The organism is Aeromonas sp. R9-2, assembly GCF_040908025.1.
Taxonomy (GTDB): Bacteria; Pseudomonadota; Gammaproteobacteria; order Enterobacterales; family Aeromonadaceae; genus Aeromonas; species Aeromonas veronii.
In genome coordinates this window covers 51,880-72,089 of record NZ_JBFOCX010000020.1, presented here as the reverse complement: position 1 = coordinate 72,089, position 20,210 = coordinate 51,880, and the positions used below count along the sequence as shown (strand labels likewise).

Genomic DNA, 20,210 nt, shown 5'->3' with positions numbered 1-20,210 from the left:
ATGTATATGGATCAGGCGAGTGGTCTGCGCAAAATGCGTCAAAACAATCGAGTAAAAGTAATCGCCGTTTCCGGTGGTAAAGGTGGCGTGGGCAAGACCAACGTGACCCTGAACGTGGCCGGAGCCATGGCCGCCCAAGGCAAGCGGGTGATGGTGCTGGATGCCGACCTGGGTCTGGCCAACGTCGACGTCATGCTTGGGCTGCGGGTTCATCGCAACCTCTCTCATGTCCTGGCGGGTGAATGCACCATCGACGATATCATCGTCGAAGGCCCTTACGGCATGATGATCGTGCCTGCGACCTCGGGCACCCAGTCCATGGTCGAGCTTTCTCCGGTGCAGCATGCCGAGCTTATCCGCGCCTTCAGCGAGATGAAGACCCAGGTCGACATCCTGCTGGTGGATACGGCTGCGGGGATCTCCGACATGGTGCTGAGCTTCACCCGAGCAGCTCAAGATATCATGGTGGTGGTCTGCGATGAGCCGACCTCCATCACCGATGCCTACGCCCTCATCAAGATCCTCTCCAAGGATCACGGCGTGTTTCGTTTCAAGGTGGTGGCCAATATGGTGCGCAGTCTGCGCGAAGGGCAGGAGCTCTTTGCCAAACTGACCCGGGTCACGGATCGTTTCCTCGACACCTCGCTGGAGCTGGTCGCCTGTGTACCCTATGACACCAATCTGCGTGCCGCTGTGCGCAAGCAGAAGCTGATTGTCGAGGCGTTTCCCAAGTCGCCGGCCGCACTGGCGTTCCGGGCCCTTGCCAACAAGGCGGCGAGCTGGCCGGTTCCCAACCAGCCGGGCGGCCATCTGGAGTTTTTCCTGGAAAATTTGTTGCAGAAACCGGCCACAACACAGGAAGGTTCCCGTGAATAAAGCCCAAGCGTACTTGCGTCATCAGGATTCCTACGTGCTGGTGGAGCGTCATGCTCCCCTGGTCAAGCGAATTGCCCAGCATTTGTTGGCTCGCCTGCCCAGCAGTGTCTTGCTGGATGACCTGATCCAGGCAGGTATGATTGGGCTGCTTGAAGCCTCCCGCAACTTTGACGGTAGCAAGGGGGCCAGCTTCGAGACGTATGCCGGGATCCGCATCCGAGGCGCCATGCTGGATGAGATCCGGCGTGGTGACTGGGTACCCCGCTCTGTGCATCGCAACAGTCGCGCTATTGCAGAGGCGATCGAGAATGTCGAGCAGACTCACGGGCGTGACGCGCGAGATACCGAAGTTGCTGCCGAGATGGGGGTCTCCATCGCTGATTACCATGCGATGCTGCAAGACGTCTCCTGCGGCAAAATTATCGGCATCGAAGATTTGGGGGTCAGCGAGGATGTGATCGGCAACCCCGATGATGCCCCTTCAGGCTCGGGATTCGATGAATTGGCTGCCGAGCGATTTCAGATTCAATTATCCGAGCAAATTGGTCGTCTACCAGAGAGAGAAGCTTTGGTTCTCTCTCTTTACTACGATGAAGAGCTGAATTTGCGTGAAATTGGCGAGGTTTTGAATGTCAGCGAGTCGCGTGTGAGCCAGATCCACAGTCAGGCAATGCACAGATTGCGTGCTCGTTTGAGAGATTGGCATCTATAAGTGTTTGTACTGGCTACACTGAGATGAAACTCTAAGGCATAATCCGCACGACACAACCCGTTTTTAGCATCATGTAAGTGAGCCACTCTGGTGGCTATTTAGGAGGGAATTTTGGACAAGAACATGAAAATCCTCATTGTTGACGATTTTTCAACGATGCGCCGGATTATCAAGAACTTGCTGCGCGACTTGGGATTCAACAATACCCATGAGGCGGATGACGGCAATACAGCGCTGCCGATGCTGAAAAATGGTGATTTTCAGTTTGTAGTTACCGACTGGAACATGCCTGGCATGCAAGGTATTGACCTGCTTAAAGCCATCCGTGTCGATGAGAAGCTCAAGCATCTGCCGGTACTGATGGTAACTGCTGAAGCCAAACGTGAGCAGATCATTGAAGCCGCCCAAGCTGGCGTCAACGGTTACATCGTCAAGCCCTTCACCGCAGCAACGCTCAAAGAAAAACTCGACAAAATTTTCGAACGAATTGGCTAAGGAGCTGCAGGGATGATGGCCAAAACGAGAGCAATGATTTCGCTCGACCAGGCAAGGATGCTTGTTGCTCATCTGGAGCAAGGCGAATTTGAGCTGGCCGATGAACTGCTTGCCGAAGTATGTGCCCCCAACGCAGCCGATCTGTTTGAAAAAGTAGGTCAGCTGACCCGACAACTGCATGATTCACTTCAAGAATTTCGCCTCGATCCCCGTATTCCCGATTTGGCTACTCATGATATTCCCGATGCTCGGGAACGCTTGAGCTACGTTATCGATATGACCGACAAAGCGGCCAATCGCACAATGGATGCGGTGGAAGCCAGTTTGCCGATAGCGGATCGCCTGAATGACAATATCCAGCTGGTGATGCCGAACTGGAATGCCCTGATGTCTCGTGACATGAGCGTGGGGCAGTTCAAATCCTTATGTCACCAACTTGATGATTTTATTAAGGCTTCAGAGTCTGATGCCGATAAATTACGGCAACTGCTGACAGAAATCCTGATGGCACAAGATTTTCAGGATTTGACAGGTCAGATGATCCGCAAGGTCATCAAGCTTGTTCAGGAAGTTGAAACAAAATTAATAGAAATGCTGACCATGTTTGGTGAGGCTTCTGCTGAGCATTCAACTCGTAGTATTCCTGTCAACGGGATTGAAGCAGAGGGCCCTATCATGAACCCCGAGGCTCGTGCCGATGTGGTCAATGGTCAGGATGATGTGGACGATCTGCTGTCTAGCTTGGGATTCTAATGGAGTGACGCATGGCCTTCGAAGTTGATGAAGACATACTGCAAGACTTTCTGGTCGAAGCATCCGAAATATTGGAACAGTTGTCTGAACAACTGGTCGACTTGGAAAAGCGGCCCGATGACAAGAACCTGTTGAATGCCATCTTTCGCGGTTTCCATACCGTGAAAGGGGGGGCAGGTTTTCTGTCGCTCGGTGAACTGGTTGATGTATGCCACGGTGCGGAAAACGTGTTCGATATCTTGCGTAATGGCAAGCGAACCGTTACTGCGGAGCTGATGGATGTAATCCTGCAAGCGCTGGATGCCATTAATGTCATGTTCGCCCAGGTTCAAAATCGCGAAGCACCCAGCCCTGCGTCAGATGATTTGCTTCATGACCTCCATGAGTTGTGCAAGCCAGAAGGGGAAGAGCAACTGCGCACGGCTACCAGCGCGGCTGCGGAATCTGAACCTGCAGCACCGGTAGTTCTTGAAGAAGTTGCTCCAGAAGTTGTTGAACCCGCAGCCATCAGCAGCGAGCCTGCTCCTGTCAATGGCGGCGGATCGATCGATGAAATTTCTGCAGATGAATTCGAGCGTCTGCTGGACGAGCTCCACGGCGTGGGTGGGGCTCCGACCAAGACGGTTGCAGCAGCCCCGATAGCGGGTGGCTCTGGCGATATCACCGATGATGAGTTTGAGGCCTTGCTGGATCAGCTCCATGGTCAGGGACAGCACATGGGGGCGCCAGAGGTAAATCCTCTGAAGTCGGTGCAAAAAGAGGTGGACGAGCTTATCGATGATGATGAGTTTGAGCGTCTGCTCGATGAATTGCATGGTCGTGGTCAAGGGCCTCAGAGTACTATGGCACCTGCCGCACCTGCCGCACCTGCCGCACCTGCCGCACCTGCCGCACCTGCCGCACCTGCCGCACCTGCCGCACCTGCCGCACCTGCTGCGGTGACTCCGCCCAAACCGGCCACTCCTGTTGCCAAACCAGCACCGGCAGCCCCCGCAAAACCCGCTGAAGCAGCCAAGGCACCAGCGCCTGCCGCCAAGGCTGCGCCTGCGCCAGCAGAAAATAGTGCCGTGCAAAGCGATACGACGGTGCGGGTGGATACCAAGACCCTCGATGTCATCATGAACATGGTAGGTGAGTTGGTACTGGTTCGTAACCGGCTGGTGAGCTTGGGTATTGCCAGTAATGATGAAGAGATGTCAAAGGCGGTTGCCAATCTGGATGTGGTAACGGCTGACCTGCAAGGTGCGGTGATGAAAACCCGCATGCAGCCAATCAAGAAGGTATTTGGTCGTTTCCCGCGCGTGGTACGTGATCTGGCCAGAACCCTCAAGAAAGAGATTGAGCTGGTGATGGTGGGCGAAGAGACAGATCTGGATAAAAACCTGGTGGAGGCGCTCGCCGATCCTCTGGTTCACCTCGTTCGCAACTCATGCGATCACGGGGTCGAAATGCCGGATGTGCGGGAGAAAGCGGGCAAGCCGCGGCAAGGGACAATTACCCTTAGCGCCTCCCAGCAAGGTGACCATATTCTGCTTTGCATCGAGGATGATGGGGCTGGGATGGATCCTGAGAAACTCAAGTCCATCGCAATCAGTCGCGGTGTTCTGGATTCAGATACTGCCGCTCGCATGAGCGACAACGATGCCTATAACCTGATCTTTGCTCCGGGCTTTTCAACCAAGGCCGAGATCTCCGATATATCTGGCCGTGGTGTCGGAATGGATGTGGTTAAAACCAGCATTGTCAGCCTCAATGGATCGGTGCACATCGATTCCACCTGGGGGAAAGGTACCCGTCTCGAAATCAAGGTGCCGTTGACGCTAGCCATTCTGCCGACTCTGATGGTTGAGGTGGGTGAGCAGACCTTCGCACTTCCCCTTGGTTGTGTGAACGAGATTTTCCATCTGGATCTGAAAAAGGCCAACATGGTTGATGGCCAGCTCACCATCATTGTGCGCGAGAAGGCGATACCGCTCTTCTATCTGCACAAGTGGTTGATTCGTGGCGCCAACAAGCGTTCACGTCAGGATACCGGACATGTGGTGATCGTGCAGATTGGCACTCAGCAAATCGGGTTTGTGGTAGACAGCTTGATTGGTCAGGAAGAGGTGGTGATCAAGCCACTCGATAACCTGCTGCAAGGCACCCCTGGCATGGCCGGGGCGACCATTACCAGTGATGGCGGAATTGCCCTTATTTTGGATGTGCCTAGTCTGCTCAAAGCATATGCACGTAGACATTAATAGCTCAGGCCCAAGGAGTTAGAAAAACAACAATGGCAGTCAAGGTATTAGTTGTCGACGATTCGAGCTTCTTTCGCCGTCGGGTGAGCGAGATCATCAATCAGGATCCCATGCTAACGGTGATTGATACTGCCCAGAATGGACGTGAGGCGGTGGACAAGGCGATGTCGCTGCGCCCTGATGTGATCACCATGGACATCGAGATGCCCGTGATGGATGGCATCAGTGCGGTGCGGGAGATCATGGCCAAGTGCCCAACCCCCATTCTGATGTTCTCCTCCCTGACCCATGAAGGGGCCAAGGCTACGCTGGATGCGCTGGACGCCGGAGCACTCGACTTCTTGCCCAAGAAGTTTGAGGACATTGCCAGAGACAAAGATGAAGCGGTCAGACTGTTGCAACAACGGGTGAAGGAGATCTCCCGCAAGCGCTTCCTGATGACATCTGCTGCTCGCCCCAAAGCACCTGAACCGGTTACTCGTGCTCCGCTGGGCAGTACTGCGCCCAGAACTCCTGATCGTCAGCTTGACCTGCAACGTACGGTGCCAAGTACCTCATTCAAGCGCAGTGGCAAGAGTTATCAGTTGGTGGCGATCGGCACTTCTACCGGCGGACCAGTTGCTTTGCAAAATGTGCTGACCAAGTTGCCGGGGGATTTTCCCCATCCCATCTTGCTTATCCAGCATATGCCAGCCACTTTTACTGCCGCGTTCGCTGCCCGCCTCAACGGGTTATGTCAGATTGGCGTCAAGGAAGCGGAAGATGGCGATGTGCTTAAACCAGGGCATGCCTATCTTGCTCCCGGTGGCAAACAGATGCTGCTGGAAGGTCGTGGTGCAGGGGCTCGCATTCGCATCGTGGATGGCAACGACAAGGTAAATTACAAGCCTTGTGTGGACATTACCTTTGCCTCTGCGGCCAAGACCTATGCCGACAAGGTATTGGCGATTGTGCTGACCGGTATGGGCGCAGATGGCCGTGATGGCGCCAGACTGCTGAAAGAGCAGGGATCAACCATCTGGGCTCAGGATGAGGCTTCCTGCGTGGTATATGGTATGCCCCAAGCAGTAGCTAAAGCGGGGATTGCCAGCGAATCACTCCCTCTGGACAAGGTGGCCCAGCGTATTCTGGTTGAGTTGGGGCGCTAATCATGGGCTTGCTCGGTCTGCTCCTGGCATTGGGGGCTATTGCCATTGCCCAACTGTGGCATGGCGGCTCCCTGTTGACGCTGGTGGACGGCCCCGCTTTTTTGATCGTGCTGGGTGGTACCGTTGGTGCAGTCACGTTGCAGACTCCAGCCAAGTACATCATGCTGGCGTTGCGCCAGCTGTTATGGATTTTTACCCCTCCCCACCAAGATCTTGCGACGCAGGCCGAACGATTGCAGTCATGGGCCGTCTTTGCGCGCCAGCAAGGGCTGCTGGCCCTTGAAAATCAGGCCGAGCAGGAGGAGGACAACTTTACCCGCCAAGGGCTTGGTATGATTGTCGATGGGGTATCCACAGAGGATATCCGTATGCTGCTGGAAGCGGACATCGATATCGAGCAGGAGCGTAATGAACATGCCGCCAGGGTATTTGAAGCCATGGGGGGGTACAGTCCGACCATCGGGATCATCGGTGCCGTGCTGGGCCTGATCCAGGCCATGTTTCATCTCGAAGACCCGTCAGCGCTGGGGGCGGGTATCGCAGTGGCATTTGTGGCGACCATCTATGGAGTGGGGTTTGCCAACCTCATCTACCTGCCTATCGCCAATCGGCTACGCGCATTTCACTACCACTATGCACTCTTTCAGGAGATGACCCTGGAAGGGCTGCTGGCTATCGCCCATGGTGAAAACGGCTTGCAGGTTGAACGCCGGCTCAGGGCCTATTTGAAAGGAGAGTAGCCATGCGCAAGCGCTATCGGTTGCACTTGCAGGGTCGCGAGCATCTTGACCGTTGGCTGGTTTCCTATGCCGATTATATGACGCTGATCTTTGCCTTGTTCGTGGTGCTCTACTCTGTTGCGCTGGTGAACAAGGACAAGTATCGCGCGGTGATTGATGGTATGAGCCAGGCGTTCAGTGTCATGCAGTCTGGCGGCAATGGCTTGCTTGAAGGGCAGGGTAATTCCCTGCTGGATAACGCGGTATCTGCCTCTCCATCATTGCTGGAAAGCCCAGCATCCCCCTCTCCTTCACTTGCTCCTATTTCTGGTGTGCCAGTGCTGCAAGATGGCGCGACACTTGCAAAACTCGATATGCAGTTGCAACAGAGCATGGGCTCGCTGGTGGATGCCGGTATCGTCAAAGTGACGCAAGATGAGAATTGGCTGACGATAGAACTTAGTTCCGGGTTGTTGTTTGGCAGCGGCAGTGCCTTTTTGGGACCAAACGCTGCACCGATCATTAATACTCTTTCAAGTATTCTCAAACCGGTCGATAACTATGTAAGGGTTCGGGGTTATACCGATAACCAACAGATAAATAATGAAATTTATCGTTCTAACTGGGCGCTTTCTGCTGCTCGGGCCGAAGCGGTACTCAATGGTTTGATTGCAGATGGGATCGCCCCTCAGCGTCTGGCGTTCGAGGCATATGGCGAGTTTTCCCCCTTTGCTGACAACAGCAGTGAGCAGGGCAGACTGCAGAATCGCAAGGTTGTGGTCGCTATCTCCAAATTTGCCTGGGTGCCGCCGGCACCTGTGGTTGCAACACCGACGGTAGTTGCTGAACCGGTTCCAGCTGTACAGCAGGCGGTGGATGCAGGAGAGATAAAGGTGATCACCTTGCCCGGTGGTGGCATACGCATAACAACAAGGCAGGATTGATACAGTGATTGTTTGGACGGTTGCCAACCAGAAAGGTGGTGTGGGTAAAACCACCACAGTGGTCTCGCTTGCGGGGATTCTGGCCCAGCGTGGCCAGCGGGTGCTGTTGATTGATACCGATCCCCATGCTTCGCTGACTGCATATCTTGATTTTGATTCAGATCGCCTGGATGGAACCCTCTATGAGTTGTTTCAAGCTGTCAAACCGACAGCCGAGCTTGTCAATAAACTGACGCTCAAGACCAAGTTCGAAAATATCAACTTACTGCCAGCATCTATTACCTTGGCGACCCTTGATCGGGTGATGGGCAATCGTGAGGGGATGGGACTGGTACTGAAGCGGGCACTGCTGCGCATTCAGGATCAATATGATTACGTGCTGATCGATTGCCCGCCAGTACTGGGGGTGATGATGGTCAACGCGCTGGCTGCCTGCGATCGCATTCTGGTGCCTGTCCAGACAGAATTTCTGGCCCTCAAGGGGTTGGAGCGGATGATGAAAACATTCGAGATCATGCAGCGTTCCAAGCGTGACAAGTTCCGTTATACCGTGATCCCGACCATGTTCGACAAGCGCACCCGTGCCTCTCTGATGACCTTGAAGTCGATCAAGGATCAATATGGAGATTCAGTGTGGAATGCGGTGATCCCTATTGATACCAAGTTTCGGGATGCCAGCTTGCTGCATATCCCCCCGTCTATCTATTCTCCCGGGAGTCGTGGAACCTATGCATATGAAACGCTGCTCAACCATCTTGATGCCCTTGAGCGGCAACGGGTTCATGAGGTGACGGCATGAGAGATACCATTCAAGTTCGGGCGATGGATGACTATTTCCACTCCCTGCTGCTCGATGAGCCACTGGTGCTGGATGAGGTGGAAGAGATTCAATCTGCCCCTGTTTTACAGTTGCAACGTCAGCCTCAAAGCGTCCCCGAGGTAGTCGCCGCACCTTACCTTGAAAGCGATCCACGGCTTGCCCAGCTCGGTGAGCTATTGGCTCAGGTGGGACAAGTCCAGTTTGAGAATGACGCCTTCACCCAGGAGATAACACTCACCACTCCGCTGGAGATTGTGGCAGAGGAATCACTGCTGCTGGTGGAGCCTGAATGGCCTGAGGAGGTTCTGCTTCCCGAGGTTGCAGAGCCCCATACTACTATCCTGACCGAGACGGCGCTGGAGGTTGCTCCGGTAGAGGCCAGTGAACCGGTTGCTTGGGAAAATATCGATACCGGTAAAGAGTTTCAGGCCCTTTTCTTTGAAGTCGCAGGCGTGACGTTTGCGGTGCCGTTGACCGAGCTGGGTGGTATTCATCAGCTGGGTGAGATCACCTCCCTGTTTGGCCAACCGGGTTGGTACAAGGGGATCATGACCTCCCGCGAGCAGAAGATGAATGTGGTCGATACTGCCCAGTGGGTCATGCCGGGTCAGCATCTCGAGATGGATGATTACAAGTATCTGATTATGCTTGGTGAATCGCCGTGGGGATTAGCCTGCCACCATCTCAAAGGGACTGAATTGTTACACCGTGACCAGGTGAAATGGCGCCATCAGGAGGGCAAGCGCCCTTGGTTGGCTGGCATGGTCAAAGAAAAAATGTGTGCCCTGTTACACGTCCGCGAACTGCTCCTGTTGCTGGAGCGTGGGGTTAACATAGAAGGTCGCTGATAACTTCTGCAATCGAGCTGTTTTATTGCTAGTTTTAGCAGTAGACGTTTTCATAAAAGGAATAAAAACATGACAGAAAAGCGCAATATTGCACAGAATCTGGCCGAAGATGAAGTGCTGCAATGGGTAACCTTCCAACTGGAAAACGAAACCTACGGCATCAATGTGATGCAGGTTCAGGAGGTGTTGCGCTACACCGAAATTGCACCGGTGCCGGGTGCGCCTGAGTACGTACTGGGGATCATCAACCTGCGTGGCAATGTGGTGACTGTCATCGATACCCGTTCCCGTTTCGGTCTGCCTTCCGGTGATGTGAGTGAAAACTCCAGGATCGTGATCATCGAGGCCGAGAAGCAGGTGATTGGCATCATGGTCGACAGCGTGGCAGAAGTGGTTTATCTGCGCTCTTCCGAGATCGATGCGGCACCTGCGGTCGGTACTGAAGAGAGCGCCAAGTTTATTCAGGGGGTGAGTAACCGCGATGGGCAACTGCTGATCCTGGTTGACTTGAACAAGCTGCTCTCCGATGAAGAGTGGGAAGATATCGGTTCCCTCTGATAAGTAAGGTGATGTTTTGATAATCGAGATGGTTGCCTTGGGGATGTCCCTGATTGCCTTGGCGTTTGCCTCTTATATCTGGTTCAAGAGCAAGCGCAGCAAGCAGGAGTCCGAGGCCAGTGTGGCAACCCTGCAAGGTCAGTTGGAAAGCTTGCGCAAGCAGATGATGGAACTCCATACCGGTGCCATTGGCATGGGGCAGCGTCTGCAGTCGGTGGAAGGGGCGATGCAGCAGGTCAATGAGCGCCAGCAAGAGCTGACCATGCAGGATCCCGAACGCAGGCTCTACAGCCGAGCGGCAAAGATGGTCGAACTGGGCGCCGATCTTGATGAAGTCATGAGTGAGTGCGAGTTGCCAAAGGCAGAGGCTGAGCTCTTGATATCGTTGCGAAAAGGTCGCTCTTGATGATTCAGGAAGGCAATTGCCTTCCTGAATTTTATGGCGTGCAGCCGCTTGTCCCCCAGCTGCGTTGAGCAGGCGGTTTCTACCGTATTTTCTTTGTGATCCCGGTCGCCAGTCAGTTCAATTGTTGCATCTTTGAAAAGACGTATTCCAATACTGTGTTAAGATGCAGACCGCTTCATTTTCTCTGAAAAAATCCCCATGCTGCTTCAAGTTAACAATCTGAGCTGCGTGCGCGAAGATCGCACTCTGTTTGAACACCTCTCTTTCTCTGTTGCGCCCGGCGATCTGGTGCAAATTGAAGGGCCCAACGGGGTCGGCAAGACCAGCCTGTTGCGATTGTTGACCGGGCTGTCGCAGCCGTTTGCCGGTGAAGTGTGCTGGAATGGGGAGAATATTCGTCACTGTCGCGATGAGTATCATGCCAATCTGCTCTATCTCGGTCACCAGCCAGGTGTCAAAGCGGCGCTGACCCCTTTTGAAAACCTGAAGTTCTACCAGCAGTTACATCACCCGCAGCAAACAGAGATCGACTTGTGGCAGATATTGGCCCGGGTAGGGCTGGCCGGGTTTGAAGAGAACCCGACCGGGCAACTCTCTGCCGGCCAGCAACGCCGGGTGGCTCTGGCCAGACTCTGGCTGTCACAGAAACCGGCACTCTGGATCCTCGATGAACCCTTTACCGCCATCGACAAGCAAGGGGTCAAGGTGCTCGAGCAGCTCTTTCTGGCCCACGCCGAGCGGGGCGGCATGGTGATCCTCACCACTCATCAGGATCTGACCCTGATGCAGGGACGGCTGAAGACTATCTCGTTGACCCCCTTCGCATCGACATTGCAGGAGTAACGCCATGTTGCGCGCTGTTATGCACCTTATTCACCGTGAACTGCTGATGGCTCTGCGCCAGCGTTCCGATATTCTCAATCCGCTCTGGTTTTTCCTCATCGTCATCACCCTGTTTCCGTTAGGCATTGGCCCGGAGCCCAAACTGCTGGCCCGTATTGCCCCGGGGATCATCTGGGTAGCGGCGCTATTGGCGGCCATGCTGTCGCTGGAGCGACTGTTTCGCGACGACTTTGCCGATGGCGCGCTGGAGCAGATGATGCTGATGCCGCACCCGCTGGGCTTGCTGGCGCTGGCGAAAGTGGTTGCTCACTGGCTGCTGACCGGCTTGCCGCTGCTGCTTATCTCTCCCTTGCTGGCGATTTTGCTGTCGCTGGATATGAACACCTATCTAGCCGTCGTCGCGACGCTGGCACTGGGCACTCCTGTATTGAGCCTGCTCGGCGCGGTCGGGGTCGCGTTGACGGTGGGATTGCGCAAAGGCGGGGTGCTGCTCAGTCTGCTGATCCTGCCGCTCTATATTCCGGTACTGATTTTTGCCACCTCAGCCATCGATGCCGCGGGGATGAGCTTGCCCTATGGCGGGCAGCTTGCCATTCTGGCCGCCATGCTGGTGGGGGCTTTGACACTGACGCCGCTGGCTGTGTCGGCGGCGTTGCGGGTCAGTCTCAACTGATGGCTGTGAGTTGAACCGAATTTGGCTCCGAATGGGGCCTTTCTGCAAAAAATAATGTTGCGATGGATCAAGGAGAGTGCCGCTTATTGCTTTCGGGGTATTTGATGCTGCCCCGTGGTCGGTATGGTAGGCCTCGCCAAACGATTAATAACAAAAAGGTTTTGTGAGCTATGTGGAAATGGTTGCACCCTTATGCCAAACCGGAGCGTGCCTATCAGCTGGCAGGCACGCTGTTGCCCTGGTTTGCGGTGATTAGTCTGCTCTCGTTTGTGGTCGGTACTATCTGGGGCCTCGCGTTTGCGCCAGCGGATTACCAGCAGGGAGATTCGTTCCGGATCATCTATATCCACGTGCCTTCCGCCATTCTCTCCATGGGGGCCTACTCCACCATGGCGGTGGCCGCCTTTATCGGCCTGGTGTGGCAACTGCGGATGGCGGACATGACGGTTGCAGCCATTGCGCCTGTCGGCGCCGTATTTACCTTTATTGCCCTCTTTACCGGTGCCGCCTGGGGCAAGCCGATGTGGGGTACCTGGTGGGTGTGGGATGCACGGCTCACCTCTGAGCTGATCCTGCTGTTTCTCTACCTCGGCGTGATTGCTCTCTACAACGCCTTCAGCGACAAGGTGGTCGCTGGCCGTGCCGCCGGCATTCTGGCGCTGGTGGGGGTGATCAATCTGCCGATCATCCACTACTCGGTAGAGTGGTGGAACACCCTGCATCAGGGGGCCACTATCACCAAATTTGACAAGCCCTCCATTTCACCCGAGATGCTCTGGCCGCTGCTGATCATGATCCTGGCGTTTGCCGCATTTCTCGGGGCTCTGACCCTGATGCGTTTTCGCAATGAACTCCTGATGCGGGAGTGGCATCGCCCCTGGGTCAAAGAGATTGCAGAGCAGGAGAAGTAAGCATGCACTTTGCCTCTTTCAGTGATTTTATGGCGATGGGCGGTTACGCCTTTTATGTCTGGCTCTCTTTTGGCCTGACGTTGGTGTGCCTGGTGGGCATCATCATTTCTACCCGCATGAAAACCCGCAGCCTGCTCGGTGAGTTGCGCAGCAAGCAGGCGCGTGAGGCCCGTCGCAAGGCGGCCCAGCAGATGGAGAACACCCTATGAACCCGAGACGCAAAAAACGCCTCACCATCATTCTTGCCATCACCCTGGGTCTGGCGACCGTCAGCGGGCTGGTGCTCTACGCCCTCAGTCAGAATATCGACCTCTTCTACACCCCGAGCGAGCTGGTGGAGGGGAAGGGGCCGGACAAGATCAAGCCGGAAGAGGGGCAGCGCCTGCGCATCGGTGGATTGGTCGTGCCGGGATCGGTACAGCGGGATCCCCAGAGCCTCAAGGTTGCCTTCAAGCTGGTGGATAACGGCGGTCATCTGGTGAAGGTCGAGTTTGACGGCATCCTGCCGGATCTGTTCCGTGAAGGGCAGGGGATTGTTGCCCAGGGCACCCTCAAGGATGCCACGACCGTAGAGGCGTTCGAGGTGTTGGCCAAGCACGATGAGAACTACATGCCGCCGGAAGTGGCCGATGCCACCAACGGCATGCACTTCAAGCCGGAGTATACCGAGGCGCAGTTGAAGGGAGCCAAGCAGTGATCCCTGTGGTGTTTGCCTTTTCCGCTTTGCCTGCCGTGCGTGGTGCGGCTGTTGTCACCGTTCAATTTAAAGGAATGCCTTCATGATCCCGGAATTAGGTCAGTTTGCGCTGATCCTGGCCTTTGCCACCGCCCTGCTGCTGGGCAGTTACCCGCTGCTGGGCGCTAGTTGGGGGCGTCTTGGCATGATGTCGGCGGCCCGTCCGCTCGCCTATGCCCAGTTCTTGCTGCTGCTGCTGTCGTTTCTCTGCCTGACCTGGGCCTTTATCGATAACGACTTCACCGTGCAGTATGTGGCTACTAACTCCAACAGCCTGCTGCCGCTGGCCTATCGCATCTCGGCGGTGTGGGGTGCCCACGAAGGTTCCCTGCTGCTGTGGGTACTGACCCTGGGTGGCTGGACTGCGGCGGTGGCCATGTTCAGTCGCCGTCTGCCGCTCGATGCTGTCGCGCGGGTACTCGGCGTGTTGGGGCTGATCTCGGTCGGCTTCACTGCCTTCGTGCTGTTCACCTCCGATCCCTTCACCCGCACCTTGCCCTATTTCCCGGTAGATGGTCGTGACCTCAATCCGCTGCTGCAGGATCCGGGTCTTATCTTCCATCCGCCGATGCTCTACATGGGTTATGTGGGTTTCTCGGTGGCGTTTGCTTTTGCCATTGCTTCGCTGATGACCGGCCGTCTCGATGCGACCTGGGCTCGCTGGTCGCGCCCCTGGACCATGGCTGCCTGGGTATTCCTGACCCTCGGCATCGTGCTCGGCTCCTGGTGGGCCTACTACGAGCTCGGTTGGGGTGGCTGGTGGTTCTGGGATCCGGTAGAAAACGCCTCGTTTATGCCTTGGCTGGCGGGTACCGCTCTTCTGCACTCGCTGGCGGTGAGCGAGAAGCGCGCCACCTTCAAGGCGTGGACCGTGCTGCTGGCCCTCTCTGCCTTCTCGCTGAGCCTGCTGGGTACCTTCCTGGTGCGCTCCGGCGTGCTGGTGTCGGTCCATGCGTTTGCCTCCGATCCGACCCGCGGCCTGTTTATTCTCGGCTTCCTGCTGGCGGTGATCGGCTCATCCTTGCTGCTGTTTGCCTTCAAAGGCTCGCAGGTGAAGAGCCACGGCAAACACGAGCTGTGGAGCCGCGAGACCCTGCTGCTTTGCAACAACATCATGCTGGTTGCAGGTCTGCTGACCGTGCTACTCGGTACCTTGCTGCCGCTGGTGCACAAGGAGCTGGGGCTGGGGAGCATCTCTATCGGCACCCCCTTCTTTAACCACATCTACAGCTGGCTGATCATCCCGTTTGCCCTGCTGCTGGGGGTTGGCCCGCTGTTTCGCTGGCGTCGTCAGGAGCTGGGAGAACTCAAAAGCAAGGTGCTCGTGGCACTGGTGCTGAGTCTGGCCGCAGCCTTGCTGTTGCCGCTGCTCTTTGCCGAAACCTTCAAGCCGTGGGCGGCGGTAGGGATTGGTCTGGGCGCCTGGATCATCGTCACCAGCGTGCAGGAGACCTGGGCGCGAGCGACCCACAAGCACAGCTTTGCAGTCGGTGTGCGCAAGCTTGGCAACAGCCACTGGGCCATGATCCTCGGCCATGTGGGGCTGGCAGTCAGCATCATAGGTATCGCCTGCACCCAGAACTACAGCATCGAGAAGGATCTGCGAATGCAGGCGGGTGATCGGGTGCACTTTGCCGATTACGAGTTCGTCTTTGCCGGGATCAAGGAGAAGAACGGCCCCAACTACGATGGCTTCAAGGGCGTGCTGGAAGTGCACCGCAATGGCGAGCAGGTCGCCCTGCTCAAGCCCGAGAAGCGGATGTACAAGGTGACCCGGATGCCGATGACCGAAGCGGCCATCGATGCCGGTATCACCCGCGATCTCTATGCGGCGCTGGGGGAACAGCTCGACAACGGTGCCTGGGCGGTGCGGATCTACTACAAGCCGTTCGTGCGCTGGATCTGGTTCGGCGGCGTTTTTATGGCTATTGGTGGCGTGCTGGCGATGCTGGACAAGCGTTACCGTTTCGGCCGTCGTGAGGAGGAGGCCAAGGCATGAACAAAAAGACCTGGTTGTTTTTAATCCCCTTTATCGTCTTTTTGCTGGGGGCTGTGTTCCTGTTCAAAGGGCTCTACTCCGACCCCACCAAGCTTGAGTCCGTGATGGTGGGCAAAGAGGTGCCGGTGTTCACCCTGCAGGACATTTACGATCTGAACAAGCAGCACGATCGCAGTATCCTGACCGGTCGCCCCATGTTGCTCAACGTCTGGGCCACCTGGTGCCCGACCTGCTATGGCGAGCATACCTACCTCAAACAGCTGGCGGGGCAGGGTATTCCCATCATCGGCATGAACTACAAGGATGAGCGCGACAAGGCGATCAAGTGGCTGGCGGAGCTGGGCAACCCCTATCAGGTCAACCTCTATGATCCGGACGGCATGCTGGGGCTGGATCTCGGGGTATATGGCGCGCCGGAGACCTTCTTTATCGACAGCAAGGGGATCATCCGGTATCGCCACGTGGGGGATATCAACCCCGAGAACTGGGCGTCGACCCTCAAACCCATCTTTGATGCCATGAAGTGAGGGGAGTCCTGATGAGAGTATTTATTGCTTCCCTGCTGCTGTTGCTGGGATGGGTGGTGCAAGCGCCGGCCACGGCCGCTATCGATGTCTACACCTTCGACAACGACAATCAGGAGCAGGTCTTTCGCGAACTGACCAAGGAGCTGCGTTGCCCCAAGTGTCAGAACCAGGATATCGCCGACTCCAATGCTGGGCTGGCCAAGGACTTGCGCGACAAGACCTACCAGATGGTGCGCGAGGGCAAGGATAAAGAGGAGATAGTGGATTACATGGTGGCCCGCTACGGCAACTTTATCCTCTATAACCCGCCCCTGATGGCCTCCACCCTGATCCTCTGGCTCGGCCCGCTGCTGGTGATCCTGATCGGTGGCGCTGTGGTCGTGATGCGCAGTCGCCGGCCCCCTGCGGTGAAAAAACAACTGGATAACGCCTTGAGCGAGGAGGAGCAGCGCCGACTGGCCGAGCTGCTCAAAGAGGAAGAGAAACAATGACCGCTTTTTGGATAGTGATTGCGGGCTTGCTGGTGCTGGTGAGTCTGGCGCTCGTCGTGCCGCTGTGGCGTGGTGAAGGCAAACAGAGCATCAGTCGCTCGGCGCTCAACAAACAGCTCTATCGCCAGCGGCTGCTGGAGATTGGCGAAGAGCGCGAGCAGGGTGTCCTGGCTGAGGAGTCCGACTCGCTGGTCGAGCTGCAACGAAGTCTCTTGGATGATATCCCTGATGTGGAGCAGACTGCCCGCAGTGGCAAGAGTCTGATCTGGATCCCGGGTGTGCTGGTGCTGTTGGTGGTGAGTCTGGGGCTCTACTACAAGTTGGGCTCCTGGCAAGAGGTGAGTCGCTGGCAAGATGCCAGCAGCCGTCTTGGTGAGCTGAGCAACCGCATTCTGGTGGAACGCGATGCCCAGGTGACCGAGCAGGATCTGCTGGATTTCACGCTGGCACTGCGTACCCGCCTCAAGGATGAACCGAACGACTACCGCGGCTGGCTGCTGCTGGGACGTTTGGCGCTGGATGGCAATGATCCCGAGATGGCCAGCGAGGCGCTGGAGCGGGCCTACACGCTTGCCCCCCAGAAATCGCTGGTGGCGGTGCCCTACGCGCAGGCGCTGATGATGACGGGGGATGAGGCGCAAGCGGATGCCCTGTTGCAGGCTGCTATCGCGCAGGATCCGGAAAATATCGAAGCGCGCTCTGTCTATGCCTTTATGGCGCTACAAAAAGAGGATTTCCAGACCGCGCTGGCTCGCTGGCAGGCGATGTTGCCACTGATGGAGAAAGGTACCCCCCGTTACGTGATGGTCGAGCGCTCCATGGAGTATGCCCGCGCGCAGCTCAAGCAGCGCGGCATCGAGGTGACGAATTCAGGCGCAGCCAAAGCGGGCGCAGTTGAGGGGCAACCGCTGGCGGTGAAGGAGGGGGAATTCCCCATCCACGTCACGTTGGCGGCGGGCATTCAGATGCCGGAAGATGCCCATCTCTTCGTCTTTGCCGTGGTGCCCAACGGGCCGCCCATGCCCATCGCTGTGAAGCGTATCGCAGGGCCAACCTTGCCTGTTACCCTGTCACTCGGGGATGGCGATGCCATGATGGAAGGCAGCAAACTGGCGGCCTATCCGGAGCTGCAGTTCAAGGCACGTCTCTCGCGCGGTGGCAATGTGATGAACAAGGAAGGAGCCTTCGAAGGGGTATCCGTGTCGGTCAGGACGGCCGAGATCCCTGCTGCTCCGATTGACATCCGCATAGATCACGCCCTCTAATATGCCTTTGGATAACCCGGCCCCTGGATAGGAGCCGGGTTATCTATACTTCTGATAAATCAAAATAAAACGTCAGGACAATCATATGTATCTTCGTTCAGGGGCCATACTGGCAGCCCTCTTGCTGGCTGGCTGTGCCGGTGGCCCACCCAAGCCTGGCCCAGAGAGTCTGGATCTCAATCCCGGCATGAATAATCCGGGTGCCACCAGTACGGCGGCCGATCCCCGCGATCCCTTCCAGGGGGCCAACCGGGCCATGTGGGCGGTCAACTATGATGTGCTGGAGCCCTATGTGGCACGTCCTGTGGTACATGCCTATGCCCGCTACATTCCGGTAGGGGTGAAGGATGGCATTGCCAACTTTGTTGCCAACTTTGATGAGCCAAGCAGCATGGTGAACCATCTGATCACCGGTGATTTGAAAGGGGCAGGCACCAACCTGGGACGTTTTACTCTCAATACCACGGTCGGTCTGCTGGGTATCTTCGATGTGGCCAAACATGCCGGCCTCGAGCGCAACAAGCTGGAGATGGACACAGTGCTGGGCAGGGCCGATATCGGTAATGGTGCTTACATCATGGTGCCTGTCTACGGCCCGACCACCACCCGGGAGCTGGTTGGTGATGCGATTGACAGCTTCTACTTCCCCTATGCCCTGTTGACCTTCCCGATGAAGGTCGCACACTGGGCGCTGGATGGCTTGGGCACACGTGCCAAGCTGATCGATCAGGAGCGGATCATCGACAACTCCCTCGACCCCTATGCGCTGACCAAGGACTTCTACCTGCAATATAACCAGGGCAAGGTGACGGGCAAGCAGACCGAGCTGAAAGCGTCTCAGCAAGAGCAGGCCGACGATGCCAATCTGGATGAATACATGGACGAGCTGGACCAGTAAGCGGGTTATCTCGATATGTAAAAGGCGCCTGCGGGCGCCTTATTCATTTTTGCAGCCATCTCGAGATAAAAAAACGCCCCGCAGTGCGGGGCGTTTTGGCAAGCGAGGCTGATTAGGCAGCCAGATTCTTGGCCACGAATTCCCAGTTAACCAGAGCCCAGAAGGTTTCCATGTACTTCGGACGCAGGTTGCGGAAGTCGATGTAGTAGGCGTGCTCCCACAGGTCAACAGTCAGCAGCGGGGTGGTACCGGCTTCAGTCAGCGGGCAACCGGCGTTGGAGGTGTTGACGATAGCCAGAGAGCCGTCAGCTTTCTTCACCAGCCAAGTCCAGCTGGAACCGAAGTTGCCGATGGCAGATTTGGTGAAGGCATCTTTGAACTCGGCGAAGGAGCCGAATGCCTTGTTGATGGCCTCAGCCAGGGCGCCAGTCGGCTCGCCACCGCCATTCGGGGAGAGGCAGTGCCAGTAGAAGGTGTGGTTCCAGATCTGGGCGGCGTTGTTGAAGATGCCGCCGTTGGAGGTCTTGATGATCTCTTCCAGAGACTTGCCTTCAAACTCGGTACCCGGCACCAGATTGTTCAGGTTGACCACGTAGGTGTTGTGGTGCTTGCCGTGGTGATATTCCAGAGTTTCCTGGGAGATGTGCGGTTCCAGAGCGTTGATTGCATAGGGCAGAGCGGGAAGTTCGAATGCCATTTTCTACTCTCCATTGGCTGGACCGTGCGAAGGCGACGGTTGCAAGACATTGCGTACTCTTTTCTATATGTGAAAAGAGTTGTTTTTAAAATGATGGGGCTGGGTAGCCCAAAGCCAAGGGATTGTAGCAGTATCAAAGATGGCCTAACAACTCTTGATTGGCGCCATGATCGCGATCAATCCTGTGTGGGTTCTTTGCGCAATTCGAGCCGAGTCACCCCTTTGCCATTTTGTGCTCGGGCAAGATTGCAGTAGAATGGCCGCCGAAATCGCTCTAGTGAGGCACCTATGGAAACTATTGAAAAGATTAAGCAGCAGCTGGCTGACAACCCCATCATCATCTACATGAAGGGCTCCCCCAAGCTACCCAGCTGTGGCTTCTCTGCCCAGGCCTCCCAGGCTCTGATGTCCTGCGGCGAGCCGTTTGCATACGTTGATATCCTGCAAAATCCGGATATCCGCGCCGAATTGCCAAAATTCGCCAACTGGCCGACCTTCCCCCAACTGTGGGTTGAAGGTGAGCTGATCGGTGGCTGTGACATCATGATCGAGATGTTCCAGGCTGGCGAGTTGCAGGCTCTGATCAAAGAGACTGCTGCCAAGTACAAGCAGGATGACGCTGCTGCTGAATAAGCGGGTGTTCACATC

24 protein-coding genes are annotated in these 20,210 nt (G+C 56.2%); 23 read left to right on the top strand and 1 reads right to left on the bottom strand.

Annotated features, from left to right (window positions below):
* The 22 genes from AB5Y71_RS06330 to AB5Y71_RS06225 all read left to right on the top strand — a co-directional run bounded on the left by AB5Y71_RS06330 (position 1) and on the right by AB5Y71_RS06225 (position 18,865).
* Positions 1–876: a MinD/ParA family protein gene (locus tag AB5Y71_RS06330; protein WP_013723550.1), complete on the top strand. Its 876-nt coding sequence runs from the start codon at positions 1–3 to the stop codon at positions 874–876.
* Complete coding sequence (locus AB5Y71_RS06325) at positions 869–1,588, top strand: RNA polymerase sigma factor FliA (RefSeq protein ID WP_019444723.1); 720 nt, start codon at positions 869–871, stop codon at positions 1,586–1,588. The genes AB5Y71_RS06330 and AB5Y71_RS06325 overlap by 8 nt, the downstream gene beginning before the upstream one ends.
* Positions 1,589–1,699: 111 nt before the next feature.
* Complete coding sequence (gene cheY, locus AB5Y71_RS06320; RefSeq protein WP_013723552.1) at positions 1,700–2,083, top strand: chemotaxis response regulator CheY; 384 nt, start codon at positions 1,700–1,702, stop codon at positions 2,081–2,083.
* Between the two features lie 12 nt (positions 2,084–2,095).
* On the top strand, positions 2,096–2,836 hold the full coding sequence (locus AB5Y71_RS06315) for a protein phosphatase CheZ (protein ID WP_005353668.1): 741 nt from the start codon (positions 2,096–2,098) through the stop codon (positions 2,834–2,836).
* 11 nt (positions 2,837–2,847) lie between these two features.
* The gene (locus AB5Y71_RS06310) at positions 2,848–5,079 is read left to right on the top strand and encodes a chemotaxis protein CheA (RefSeq protein WP_368171227.1); all 2,232 of its coding nucleotides are present in this window, start codon (positions 2,848–2,850) and stop codon (positions 5,077–5,079) included.
* Between the two features lie 32 nt (positions 5,080–5,111).
* On the top strand, positions 5,112–6,227 hold the full coding sequence (locus AB5Y71_RS06305) for a chemotaxis response regulator protein-glutamate methylesterase (protein WP_368171226.1): 1,116 nt from the start codon (positions 5,112–5,114) through the stop codon (positions 6,225–6,227).
* Between the two features lie 2 nt (positions 6,228–6,229).
* Positions 6,230–6,967 carry a flagellar motor protein gene (locus tag AB5Y71_RS06300; protein ID WP_162632535.1) on the top strand — a complete coding sequence of 246 codons (738 nt, stop codon included), beginning with the start codon at positions 6,230–6,232 and terminating at the stop codon, positions 6,965–6,967.
* 2 nt (positions 6,968–6,969) lie between these two features.
* The gene (locus AB5Y71_RS06295) at positions 6,970–7,890 is read left to right on the top strand and encodes a flagellar motor protein MotB (RefSeq protein WP_245131151.1); all 921 of its coding nucleotides are present in this window, start codon (positions 6,970–6,972) and stop codon (positions 7,888–7,890) included.
* A gap of 4 nt (positions 7,891–7,894) precedes the next feature.
* The gene (locus tag AB5Y71_RS06290) at positions 7,895–8,689 is read left to right on the top strand and encodes a ParA family protein (RefSeq protein WP_005334696.1); all 795 of its coding nucleotides are present in this window, start codon (positions 7,895–7,897) and stop codon (positions 8,687–8,689) included.
* The gene (locus tag AB5Y71_RS06285; RefSeq protein WP_201943312.1) at positions 8,686–9,558 is read left to right on the top strand and encodes a chemotaxis protein CheW; all 873 of its coding nucleotides are present in this window, start codon (positions 8,686–8,688) and stop codon (positions 9,556–9,558) included. Before AB5Y71_RS06290 ends, AB5Y71_RS06285 begins: the two co-directional genes overlap by 4 nt.
* 69 nt (positions 9,559–9,627) lie before the next feature.
* The gene (locus AB5Y71_RS06280; RefSeq protein ID WP_005298836.1) at positions 9,628–10,116 is read left to right on the top strand and encodes a chemotaxis protein CheW; all 489 of its coding nucleotides are present in this window, start codon (positions 9,628–9,630) and stop codon (positions 10,114–10,116) included.
* 28 nt (positions 10,117–10,144) lie between these two features.
* On the top strand, positions 10,145–10,522 hold the full coding sequence (locus tag AB5Y71_RS06275; protein WP_005334692.1) for a DUF2802 domain-containing protein: 378 nt from the start codon (positions 10,145–10,147) through the stop codon (positions 10,520–10,522).
* 198 nt (positions 10,523–10,720) lie between these two features.
* The gene (gene ccmA, locus AB5Y71_RS06270) at positions 10,721–11,365 is read left to right on the top strand and encodes a cytochrome c biogenesis heme-transporting ATPase CcmA (RefSeq protein ID WP_005362034.1); all 645 of its coding nucleotides are present in this window, start codon (positions 10,721–10,723) and stop codon (positions 11,363–11,365) included.
* Between the two features lie 4 nt (positions 11,366–11,369).
* Positions 11,370–12,038, top strand: coding sequence for a heme exporter protein CcmB (gene ccmB, locus AB5Y71_RS06265; protein WP_005353658.1), 669 nt, complete (start codon positions 11,370–11,372; stop codon positions 12,036–12,038).
* 170 nt (positions 12,039–12,208) lie between these two features.
* Positions 12,209–12,949 carry a heme ABC transporter permease gene (locus AB5Y71_RS06260; protein WP_368171225.1) on the top strand — a complete coding sequence of 247 codons (741 nt, stop codon included), beginning with the start codon at positions 12,209–12,211 and terminating at the stop codon, positions 12,947–12,949.
* A gap of 2 nt (positions 12,950–12,951) precedes the next feature.
* Complete coding sequence (gene ccmD, locus AB5Y71_RS06255) at positions 12,952–13,158, top strand: heme exporter protein CcmD (protein WP_019444732.1); 207 nt, start codon at positions 12,952–12,954, stop codon at positions 13,156–13,158.
* On the top strand, positions 13,155–13,646 hold the full coding sequence (gene ccmE / locus AB5Y71_RS06250; RefSeq protein WP_005334685.1) for a cytochrome c maturation protein CcmE: 492 nt from the start codon (positions 13,155–13,157) through the stop codon (positions 13,644–13,646). The genes ccmD and ccmE overlap by 4 nt, the downstream gene beginning before the upstream one ends.
* An 82-nt stretch (positions 13,647–13,728) precedes the next feature.
* A complete protein-coding gene (locus AB5Y71_RS06245; RefSeq protein ID WP_368171224.1) occupies positions 13,729–15,684 on the top strand; it encodes a heme lyase CcmF/NrfE family subunit in 1,956 nt (651 codons plus the stop codon).
* The gene (locus AB5Y71_RS06240; RefSeq protein ID WP_005353655.1) at positions 15,681–16,211 is read left to right on the top strand and encodes a DsbE family thiol:disulfide interchange protein; all 531 of its coding nucleotides are present in this window, start codon (positions 15,681–15,683) and stop codon (positions 16,209–16,211) included. Before AB5Y71_RS06245 ends, AB5Y71_RS06240 begins: the two co-directional genes overlap by 4 nt.
* 11 nt (positions 16,212–16,222) lie before the next feature.
* A complete protein-coding gene (locus tag AB5Y71_RS06235) occupies positions 16,223–16,702 on the top strand; it encodes a cytochrome c-type biogenesis protein CcmH (RefSeq protein WP_368171223.1) in 480 nt (159 codons plus the stop codon).
* Positions 16,699–17,967, top strand: coding sequence for a c-type cytochrome biogenesis protein CcmI (ccmI, locus tag AB5Y71_RS06230; protein ID WP_368171222.1), 1,269 nt, complete (start codon positions 16,699–16,701; stop codon positions 17,965–17,967). The genes AB5Y71_RS06235 and ccmI overlap by 4 nt, the downstream gene beginning before the upstream one ends.
* An 85-nt stretch (positions 17,968–18,052) precedes the next feature.
* Positions 18,053–18,865, top strand: a complete 813-nt coding sequence (locus tag AB5Y71_RS06225; protein ID WP_005334673.1) for a VacJ family lipoprotein — start codon at positions 18,053–18,055, stop codon at positions 18,863–18,865.
* 112 nt (positions 18,866–18,977) lie between these two features.
* On the opposite strand, the gene sodB is transcribed toward AB5Y71_RS06225, so the two are convergent.
* The gene (sodB, locus tag AB5Y71_RS06220) at positions 18,978–19,562 is read right to left on the bottom strand and encodes a superoxide dismutase [Fe] (protein ID WP_019444736.1); all 585 of its coding nucleotides are present in this window, start codon (positions 19,560–19,562) and stop codon (positions 18,978–18,980) included.
* 288 nt (positions 19,563–19,850) lie between these two features.
* Here sodB and AB5Y71_RS06215 point away from each other — a divergent pair, with 288 nt between their 5' ends.
* Positions 19,851–20,195, top strand: coding sequence for a Grx4 family monothiol glutaredoxin (locus AB5Y71_RS06215; RefSeq protein WP_069555635.1), 345 nt, complete (start codon positions 19,851–19,853; stop codon positions 20,193–20,195).
* The last annotated feature ends 15 nt before the right edge of the window (positions 20,196–20,210 follow it).